The organism is Kitasatospora sp. NPDC057542 (genome assembly GCF_042801945.1).
Lineage (GTDB): Bacteria > Actinomycetota > Actinomycetes > Streptomycetales > Streptomycetaceae > Kitasatospora.
The window spans coordinates 1-8,102 of record NZ_JBHVFE010000413.1 but is presented as its reverse complement, the minus strand read 5'-3'; the positions used below and the strand labels follow the sequence as shown (position 1 = coordinate 8,102).

Below are 8,102 nucleotides of genomic sequence, written 5' to 3'. Positions count from 1 at the left end.
CGGGACGGGTGACCGTCCCGGGCGCGCCGTGCCGCTACGGGCCTGACGGCTGCCCCCGGCGGGCTACGGAGCCGTCCCGTCCGCATCCACCGCCCTGCCCCGCGCCTCCGTCCCGCCCTTCAGCGCCGGAGCGGCCGAGGCCCAGTAGGTGGCGTCCGCCGGGCGGCGCTCGCGCAGGTCCTTCCGCACCTCGCCGGCCAGCCGACGGGTGTCGCGGCGGTTCATCGTGGCGCCGATGCCGGCGCCGACCAGCAGCGGGACCACCGCCGGCAGGTGGCGCAACGAGCTGCGGGTCAGCCGGCGGCGGACCTGCCGGCGCACCTCCGAGCTGATCGCCAGCGCGGCGAAGCCGGCGGGCCGGACCAGCAGGCCCGCGTCGATCCCCCGGCGGTTGGCCCAGGCGCCGAGGTAGGCGCCGGCCCGCTGGATGGCGGCGCCCTGCGCCGGCGCGCCGTAGACCTCGTGCAGCTCGGCGATCAACTTGATCTCCACGGCCGCCACCGCGAGCGTCTCGGCCGCGATCTCCAACGGCATCGCGGGCGGCACCGGCAGCATCGCCGCCGCGCCGACGCCCGCGCCGAGCGCGCCGGAGGCCCGGACGGCACCGGTGACCAGCAGGTCGGCCAGCTGCTCCGGAAAGGCCGCGTCCGGGTACTGCGCCCGCAGCGTGGCGACGTCGCGCACCGGGATCCGCGGCGCGGCCTGCACCAGCTGTTCGGTCAGGGCCTTGCCGCCGTAGACGGCGCCCTTGGTCGCTCCCCTCGCGGCGGCGCGGCCGCCGTGGCCGAGCAGCCGGGCGGCGTGCAGGACCACGGCCCGGCCGCGCCGCTTCGCCGCGTACTCGGCGACCGGGCCCTGGCCGGCGGGCTGCTCGGACTCCTCGACCAGTTCGGCGATCTGCTCGCTCAGGTCGGGCTCGGGGGCCGGCCGGGAGCGGCCCGGCCTGCGGAAGACTGCCATGGGAATCCGGTGCCCCTTTCACGACAACGGCACCACCCGGTGCCCCGGGCCGGCTACTCGGCGACCTCCACCCCGCGCCAGAAGGCCACCCGGCCGCGCACGTGCTCGGCCTCGGGCTTCGGGTCGGCGTAGAACCAGGCGGCGTCCGGGTTGGTCCGCCCGTCCACCTCCAGGGTGTAGTAGCCGGCGGTGCCCTTCCAACCGCACACCGTGGTGGTCCCGGAGGGGCGAAGGAACTCGGTGTGCACCGCCTCCGCCGGGAAGTAGTGGTTGCCCTCGACGACGACGGTGTCGTCACTCTCCGCGATCACGACACCCTGCCAACTCGCTCTGGTCATACGGCGATTGTGCCCGACGGAGGGATGCCGCACTCATGGTTGCCTGGACCGGCCGGACAGTCAGGACAGCGGTTGGGCGCGCACCGGCAGGTGCGGGCTCTGGTGGCCGCCGCTGGCGAGCATCCGGACCTCGCCGGCGTCGCTGATCTCGGCCCGGACGATGCCGCTCTCGTCCTGGTACACCGGGTGGCCACCCGGGCCGGTCGCGTCGGTGCGGACGACCACGATGACGTCCTGCGGGGCCTGGCCGCCCGGGGTTCCGGGAAAGGTGAGGGCGTAGCGCTCGGAGGGGTTCATCACACCTGGCTCCTGCCTACCCGGTGGCCTCGGCCGGCGCGACGGCCCGGGCGTTCGAGCCGCGGACCTCCAGCTCGGCGAGCAGCCTGGCGGTGGCCTCCGCGACCGCGTCCACGGCCCGGTCGAAGGCCTCGCGGTTGTGCGCCGCGGGGGCGCGGAACCCGGACACCTTGCGGACGTACTGCAGCGCGGCGGCGCGGAAGTCCTCCTCGTCGGCGTCGGACGTGACGGGAGGTCGCAGCGTCTTGATGTTGCGGCACATGCTCCCAGTCTCGCGCGCGGGAGCCGTGTCGGCGACCCCCTCTCGTCACGCGCACCTCACGGGGCCGTCATCCGGCCGGATTAGGATGCCGGACGAACGAATTCATCCCGCCGCGCCGGACTCCCGGTCCGTCGGCACCACTCCGGAGTCACCCCCTTGCCTCTCGCGCTGCTCGCGCTGGCCGTCACGGCGTTCGCCATCGGAACCACCGAATTCGCGGCCATGGGGCTGCTCCCCCAGGTCGCCGACAGCCTCCACGTCTCGATCCCGCAGGCGGGCTGGCTGATCTCGGCGTACGCGCTGGGGGTGGTGGTCGGTGCGCCGCTGCTGACCGCGATGGCCGCCGGACGGCCGCGCAAGGCGGTGCTGGTGGGGCTGGCCGGGCTGTTCGCGGCCGGCAACCTGCTGTGCGCGGTGGCGCCGGACTTCTGGACGCTGGCCGCCGCCCGGCTGATCACCGGGCTGCCGCACGGCGCCTTCTTCGGCGCGGGTGCGGTGGCGGCGGCCGAGCTGGTCGCGCCGGACCGGCGGGCCCGGGCGGTGGCCGTGATGTTCTCCGGGCTGACCGTCGCCAACATCGTCGGCGTCCCGGCCGCGACCCTGCTCGGCCAGCACCTGGGCTGGCGGGCGACCATGCTGGTGGTCGTGCTGATCGCGGCCGCCGGGACGGTCGCCATCGCCCGGCTGGTGCCCGCGCTCCCCTCCCCCGGCCAGTCCGGGCTCCGGCACGAGCTGCGCGCCTTCCGCAGCGGGCAGCTCTGGCTGGCGCTGGCCACCGTGGTGCTCGGCTGCGGCGGCTTCTTCGCCTGCTACACCTACATCACGCCGCTGCTCACCGAGGTCTCCGGGTACGCCACCGGCTCGGTGACCCTGGTGCTGGCACTGTTCGGGGTCGGCATGACGATCGGCAACGTGCTGGGCGGATTCGCCGCCGACCGGGCACTGCGCCCCACCGTCTGCGCGGCCTTCGTGCTGCTCTCCGCCACCCTGGCCCTGTTCGCGGTGACCGCGCACGCCCGCTGGTCGGCGGCCGTCACGGTGGTGCTGATCGGCCTGTTCGGCTTCGCGATCGTGCCGGCCGTGCAGACCCTGGTGCTCCAGAAGGCGCGCAGCGCGCCGACCCTGGCCTCGGCGACGGTCCAGGGCGCCTTCAACCTGGCCAACGCCCAGGGGGCGTACTTCGGCGGGCTGGCGCTGGACGCCGGGTTCGGCTGGACCTCGCCGGCGCTGGTCGGCGCGGGCCTGGCCGCCGCGGGGACGCTGGTCGCGGTGCTCGCCTGGGCGGTCGACCGGCGCCGTCCCGTGCCGCCGGCCGCGGAGCCGGCGGCGGCCGCGATGACGACGGTCCGGCCTCGCGTCTGACGATTCCAGTCCGATCAGCGGGAATTGTCGGGCACGCCGTCGATCTCCCGGTGGGCGTCGGCCAGCAGCAGGTAGCCCTCGCCGTTGAGCTTGATGCCCGCGCGCTCGTCCTCGGTCAGCTCCCGCCGCACCTTGGCCGGGACGCCGGCGACCAGCGAGCCGGGCGGGACGACCATGCCCTGGGGCACCACCGCGCCCGCCGCGACCAGCGAACCGGTGCCGATCCGGGCGCCGTTGAGCACCGTGGCGTTCATGCCCACCAGCGCGTCGTCCTCGACCGTGCAGCCGTGCAGCACCGCGTTGTGGCCGACCGAGATCCGCTCGCCGAGCACCAGCGGGAAGCCGGGGTCGGCGTGCAGGGTGCAGTTGTCCTGGATGTTGCTGCCCGCGCCGACGCTGATCGACTCGGCGTCGCCGCGCAGCACCGCGCCGTACCAGACGCTCGCGCCGGCGGCCACGGTCACGTCCCCCAGCACGACGGCGTTCGGCGCCACGAAGGCGCCCGGGTCGACGGCGGGCACCTTGCCCCCGACTGCGGCGATCAGCGGCTCTGCCATGTCTCGTCCTCCTGATGACCGTGTGGGCCGTTGGGTCGCCGGTCAGCGTAGGGGGTCGGTCACCGCGCCTTGCGGGCGAGGTCGGGTACGGCGAGGTCCGGTACGGCGTTCCCGGCGACGCCGGGGCGGTGGATCCGGTCCGGGCGCCGCAGAGGGCGGTCACGGTCGGAACGAACCCGGAGCCGCATCCGGGGACGGTTCGGGATGCGGCTCCGGGAACGCGGCCCGGCGGCGGCTCGGGCGGGCGTCAGGCGAGCGGCGCCTTGGTGCGCAGGACCTCGATGAAGGCCCGCAGCCACGCCGGGTGGTCGGGCCAGGCGCGGGCCGAGACGACCACGCCGTCCACCACCGCCTCGCCGTCCACGAACTCGGCGCCCGCCGCCTTGATGTCCGGGGCCAGCGCCGGGTAGGCCGAGGTGCGGCGGCCGTCCAGCACGCCGGCGGCGGCGGTGACCAGCGGGCCGTGGCAGATCTGGGCGACGGGCTTGTCCGCGGCGAAGAAGTGCCGGGCGATCCGCTGCACGTCCGGGTCGTTGCGCAGGTACTCGGGGGCGCGGCCGCCGGGAATGACCAGGGCCACGTAGTCCGCCGGGTCGACGTCGGCGAGGGCCACGTCGGCGGGCCAGGTGTAGCCGGGCTTCTCGGTGTAGGTGTCGAAGCCCTCGACGAAGTCGTGCACCACGAACTGGAGGCGCTTCTTGCTCGGGGCCGCGATGTCGACCTGGTAGCCCTCCTCCCGCAGCCGCTGGTAGGGGTAGAACACCTCCAGTGACTCGGCGGCGTCTCCGGTGACGAGCAGGATCTTCGATGTCATCGCCGACATCCCTCCATGTGGTCGAGCCTCAGGTCGGGTACGGGCGCCGGGCGGTGGCGGCCGGCCCTGGCCCGGTCCAACCTCCCGTACCGGCAACGCCGTTGGCAACGGGGCGCACCGGGCGCACAACGGCGCATGCTCAGGTGCGCGCGCCGGTTGCGCGGAGTGCACGCCGGCCTGGCGCCCGGCTGCGGGGGCCGGCGGCCCGCGTCCTAGACTCCTGCTGCCCGCTACCGTCCTTCTCCCGGAGGAGCCATGCCCGACCGCACCACCTACGTCGTCCTCCCCGGCTATCAGAACTCCGGCCCCGAGCACTGGCAGACCCGCTGGGAGGCGGCCGAGCCGGAGTCCTTCCGTCGGGTCGAGCAGGCGGACTGGGACCACCCGGAGCGGACGGACTGGGTGGCCCGGGTGGACGCGGCGGTGGCCGCAGCCGCCGCCGAGGGCCCGGTGGTGCTGGTCGCCCACAGCCTGGGCTGCGTCACGGCGGCCCACTGGGTGGCCACCGCGTCCGCCGAGCGGACCGCCGCCGTCCGGGGCGCGCTGCTGGTGGCCCCGGCGGACGTCGACACCGCCGAGGTCCCGGAGCTGGTGAACTTCCGCCCGGTGACGCTGGAGCGGTTCCCGTTCCCGGCCGTCGTGGTCGCCTCGGCCGACGACCCGTGGGTCTCCACCGAGCGGGCCCGCGCGTTCGCCGCCGCGTGGGGCGCCCGGTACGTCGAGCCGGGCGCGTACGGGCACCTCAACTCCGACTCCGGGCTGGGCGACTGGCCGGAGGGCCGCAAGCTGCTCGCCGAGCTGTGACCGCGGGAACGGGGGGACGATGAACCGGGGGAACGGGGGGACGATGAACCGGGAGACGATCGACCGACGGACGTCCCGGGCCAGGCGCGTCCTGGTCCGGCTGCTGGCGGCCGGCGGGCTGGCCGCCGTACTGCTCTACACCGAGGGACAGTGGGAGAGCAGGTCGGGCGGGCGGATGGTGGTCGCCGACCTGCTCAACCGGCCGGAGCTGCTGCTCGGCGGGGCGCTGACGGCGCTGATCGCGGCCGCCTGGCTGGGTGACCTGCGCAGCGCCGTCCGGACGGCCACCCGGACGGTCACGGTGACCGCCGGCGTGGTGTTCCTGCTCGGCGCGCTGGCCGCGCACAAGGTGTCGGCGGCCGAGACCCGCAGCCGGGAGGATGCCCCGGCCGGAGCCGAGCGGGCCCTGGTGGTGGTGCACCGCTCGTACGCCACCGGGCCGACGGCGGGCGAGCACTGGCAGGTGCTGCTGGAGAGCGGCGAGGGCTGGGCGGCCCGGCGCTGGTCACTGGCGGACGTCGGCTCGGGCCAGGGGGACGCCCGGCTGGTGGGGGCGAGCTGGACCGGGCGCTCGCAGATCACCGTGGTGACCGACTCCTACCGGCGGGTGTTCAACCTGGACCAGGACAGCGGCGAGCCGGTCGAGGCGCGCTAGCCCGGCTCGGCCCGAGCCCATCGCCGGTGGACACCGCGGCGTCACTGACCGGTCATGTGCGCGATCATCTGTTCCCGGACCCGGTCGAGGTGACGGGCCATCACCTCGGCGGCGCGGTCGGCCCGGCCCTCGGCGATGGCCTCCGCAAGGTGCTCGTGGTCGGCTATCGAGGCGTCGGTGTGCGAGGCCGGCACGTTGTGCCGGCTGCGGAGCACGGTGATCTGCTGGTGCACGCGCTCCACCTGTTCGGCGATACGGGGGCTGCGGGCCGCGTCGAGCAGTGCGCGATGGAAGTCGAGACTGCTGCGGTGCGCGAACCGACGGCCCCCGGTCATGAGCTTCCTCGACTGCTCGCACGCCCGGCGCAGGGCTGTGACGTCCTTGCGGTCGCGCCGCCCGGCGGCCAGGCGCGCGGCCGCGGTCTCCAGCGCGGACCGCAGCTCGAAGAGCGCCTCGACCTCCTCGGGACCGGCCTCGAAGACCACGGCGCCCTTGTTCGGCACGTGCACCAGCAGGCCCTCGCTGACGAGCTGCCGGATGGCTTCGCGCAGGGGCCCCCTGCTGATGCCCAGCTCGCGGGCGACCTCCACCTCGTTGATCCGGGTTCCGGACGGGATCTCACCGGTGAGGACGCGCTCGCGGAGCGCGCCCACGAGCTGGCCCGCCAGGCCGCGCCGGAGGGTCTCTGACATGGGTGGTGTCCGTCCGTTCGGGACTGGCCGCTCTGTCGTCCGGCCAGGTGAGGGGGTGTGCCCGGGGTGGTGGCCGCGACGCCGGGGTGTCGGTGGACGACAGTGGACAGGGCCTCCCCCGAGTATGTCAGTACCCGGCGAGGGCATCGCCGCAGGCGGCGTTAAAGTGATAACTGTTGACACTTTGAGTCGTCCTGTCGGCCATGGGGCCGAGGAGAGGGGAATGCGCTGTGCACGCGATGGTGGCGGAGGTGTGGCGAGGTGACTTCCTGGAGTCGGTGCACCACGGGACGGTCCTGGCAGCCGGACCGGACGGGCGGACCGTGCTGAGCGTCGGCGAGACCGACCGCCCGCTGTACCCCCGCTCGTCCAACAAGCCGCTCCAGGCCCTCGGCATGCTGCGTGCCGGGCTTGACCTGGACGGCGAACTGCTGGCCCTGGCCTGCGCCAGTCACTCCGGCGAAGCCTTCCACCTCGACGGCGTACGCGCGATCCTCGAAGGTGCCGGCCTCGACACCCGCGCACTGCGGTGCACGGCCGCGCTGCCCATCGGGGAGACCGCACTGCGGGACCACCTGGCGGCCGGCGGCGGGCCCACTCCGTTGACGATGAACTGCTCGGGCAAGCACGCCGCGATGCTCGCCACCTGTGTCGCCAACGGCTGGGACACGGCCACCTACCTCGACCCCCGCCATCCCCTGCAGCGAGCCCTGCGCGAGACCGTCGAGGACCTGGCCGACGAGAAGGTCGCCGCGACCGGTGTGGACGGCTGCGGAGCACCGCTGTTCGCCATCGGCTACCGCGGCTTGGCCCGGGCCTTCGCCGCACTGGCGACGGGCCCTGCCGGATCCCCGGAACGGCGGGTCGCCCAGGCGATGAACCGGCACGCCGAGTACGTCGGCGGGACCGGTCGGGACGTGACCCGCCTGATGCGCGCACTTCCCGGCTCGGTCGCGAAGGACGGCGCGGAAGGGGTCTACGCCCTGGCGCTCCCCGACGGCTCCTCCGTCGCGCTCAAGATCGCGGACGGCTCCACCCGCGCCCGCCCCGTGGTCATGGCCGCCGCACTACGGCGGCTCGGCGTGCCGGTGGACACCGACGACACCCTCGCCGAACTGGCCACCGTCCCCGTCCTCGGACACGGCGAACCGGTCGGCGCGGTGCGCCCGGCCCGGACGCTCCTGGACCCTTCGCCGCTCCAGGACACCGCACCCGCCGACACCGCCCCGGCGGCCTGACGCAGCCCGGACGCACGAACGGACCGGCGCCGAACCGGACCAACAGGACGACTGTCCGCCGACGGGCCGCGGCCCCGCCCGTGTGGGCGTTCTAGGGCGGGGGCGGGCGGGGACAGGGCCCCG

11 protein-coding genes are annotated in these 8,102 nt (G+C 74.9%); 4 read left to right on the top strand and 7 right to left on the bottom strand.

Annotation, left to right across the window (positions count from 1 at the left end):
* Positions 1-63 precede the first annotated feature (63 nt).
* From ACFU7Y_RS34770 to ACFU7Y_RS34755, 4 genes are read right to left on the bottom strand one after another with little or no spacing between them, the layout of a single operon-like run.
* A complete protein-coding gene (locus ACFU7Y_RS34770; RefSeq protein WP_380770748.1) occupies positions 64-960 on the bottom strand; it encodes a hypothetical protein in 897 nt (298 codons plus the stop codon).
* A gap of 53 nt (positions 961-1,013) precedes the next feature.
* Positions 1,014-1,298 (bottom strand): DUF427 domain-containing protein, encoded by a 285-nt coding sequence (locus ACFU7Y_RS34765; protein WP_224283384.1) that lies wholly within the window; start codon positions 1,296-1,298, stop codon positions 1,014-1,016.
* Between the two features lie 60 nt (positions 1,299-1,358).
* The gene (locus ACFU7Y_RS34760) at positions 1,359-1,595 is read right to left on the bottom strand and encodes a DUF6296 family protein (protein WP_224283385.1); all 237 of its coding nucleotides are present in this window, start codon (positions 1,593-1,595) and stop codon (positions 1,359-1,361) included.
* A 16-nt stretch (positions 1,596-1,611) separates the two neighbouring features.
* Positions 1,612-1,857, bottom strand: coding sequence for a DUF2277 domain-containing protein (locus ACFU7Y_RS34755; RefSeq protein WP_224283386.1), 246 nt, complete (start codon positions 1,855-1,857; stop codon positions 1,612-1,614).
* Between the two features lie 156 nt (positions 1,858-2,013).
* On the opposite strand from ACFU7Y_RS34755, the gene ACFU7Y_RS34750 reads away from it, so the two are divergent.
* On the top strand, positions 2,014-3,219 hold the full coding sequence (locus ACFU7Y_RS34750) for an MFS transporter (RefSeq protein ID WP_224283387.1): 1,206 nt from the start codon (positions 2,014-2,016) through the stop codon (positions 3,217-3,219).
* Between the two features lie 14 nt (positions 3,220-3,233).
* On the opposite strand, the gene ACFU7Y_RS34745 is transcribed toward ACFU7Y_RS34750, so the two are convergent.
* Together ACFU7Y_RS34745 and ACFU7Y_RS34740 are read right to left on the bottom strand one after the other, a co-directional pair.
* Positions 3,234-3,776 carry a gamma carbonic anhydrase family protein gene (locus ACFU7Y_RS34745; protein ID WP_224283388.1) on the bottom strand — a complete coding sequence of 181 codons (543 nt, stop codon included), beginning with the start codon at positions 3,774-3,776 and terminating at the stop codon, positions 3,234-3,236.
* Between the two features lie 247 nt (positions 3,777-4,023).
* Positions 4,024-4,590 carry a DJ-1/PfpI family protein gene (locus tag ACFU7Y_RS34740; RefSeq protein ID WP_224283389.1) on the bottom strand — a complete coding sequence of 189 codons (567 nt, stop codon included), beginning with the start codon at positions 4,588-4,590 and terminating at the stop codon, positions 4,024-4,026.
* 255 nt (positions 4,591-4,845) lie between these two features.
* Between ACFU7Y_RS34740 and ACFU7Y_RS34735 the strand changes: the two genes are divergently transcribed.
* Positions 4,846-5,394, top strand: coding sequence for an alpha/beta hydrolase (locus ACFU7Y_RS34735; protein WP_224283390.1), 549 nt, complete (start codon positions 4,846-4,848; stop codon positions 5,392-5,394).
* Positions 5,395-5,437: 43 nt separating this feature from the next.
* Positions 5,438-6,049, top strand: a complete 612-nt coding sequence (locus ACFU7Y_RS34730; protein ID WP_224283391.1) for a hypothetical protein — start codon at positions 5,438-5,440, stop codon at positions 6,047-6,049.
* Positions 6,050-6,090: 41 nt separating this feature from the next.
* Here the strand turns inward: ACFU7Y_RS34730 and ACFU7Y_RS34725 are convergent, their stop codons facing one another.
* Entirely contained in the window at positions 6,091-6,741 is a 651-nt protein-coding gene (locus tag ACFU7Y_RS34725) for a GntR family transcriptional regulator (RefSeq protein ID WP_224283392.1), read from the bottom strand.
* Between the two features lie 239 nt (positions 6,742-6,980).
* On the opposite strand from ACFU7Y_RS34725, the gene ACFU7Y_RS34720 reads away from it, so the two are divergent.
* Positions 6,981-7,979: an asparaginase gene (locus ACFU7Y_RS34720; protein ID WP_224283393.1), complete on the top strand. Its 999-nt coding sequence runs from the start codon at positions 6,981-6,983 to the stop codon at positions 7,977-7,979.
* The last annotated feature ends 123 nt before the right edge of the window (positions 7,980-8,102 follow it).

Excerpts from the sequence above, each read along its gene's own strand:
- ACFU7Y_RS34770 (WP_380770748.1), bottom strand. The coding sequence starts at position 960 with ATGGCAGTCTTCCGCAGGCCGGGCCGCTCCCGGCCGGCCCCCGAGCCC.
- ACFU7Y_RS34755 (WP_224283386.1), bottom strand. The coding sequence starts at position 1,857 with ATGTGCCGCAACATCAAGACGCTGCGACCTCCCGTCACGTCCGACGCC.
- ACFU7Y_RS34735 (WP_224283390.1), top strand. The coding sequence starts at position 4,846 with ATGCCCGACCGCACCACCTACGTCGTCCTCCCCGGCTATCAGAACTCC.
- ACFU7Y_RS34745 (WP_224283388.1), bottom strand. The coding sequence starts at position 3,776 with ATGGCAGAGCCGCTGATCGCCGCAGTCGGGGGCAAGGTGCCCGCCGTC.
- ACFU7Y_RS34730 (WP_224283391.1), top strand. The coding sequence starts at position 5,438 with ATGAACCGGGAGACGATCGACCGACGGACGTCCCGGGCCAGGCGCGTC.
- ACFU7Y_RS34765 (WP_224283384.1), bottom strand. The coding sequence starts at position 1,298 with ATGACCAGAGCGAGTTGGCAGGGTGTCGTGATCGCGGAGAGTGACGAC.
- ACFU7Y_RS34740 (WP_224283389.1), bottom strand. The coding sequence starts at position 4,590 with ATGACATCGAAGATCCTGCTCGTCACCGGAGACGCCGCCGAGTCACTG.
- ACFU7Y_RS34725 (WP_224283392.1), bottom strand. The coding sequence starts at position 6,741 with ATGTCAGAGACCCTCCGGCGCGGCCTGGCGGGCCAGCTCGTGGGCGCG.
- ACFU7Y_RS34720 (WP_224283393.1), top strand. The coding sequence starts at position 6,981 with ATGGTGGCGGAGGTGTGGCGAGGTGACTTCCTGGAGTCGGTGCACCAC.
- ACFU7Y_RS34760 (WP_224283385.1), bottom strand. The coding sequence starts at position 1,595 with ATGAACCCCTCCGAGCGCTACGCCCTCACCTTTCCCGGAACCCCGGGC.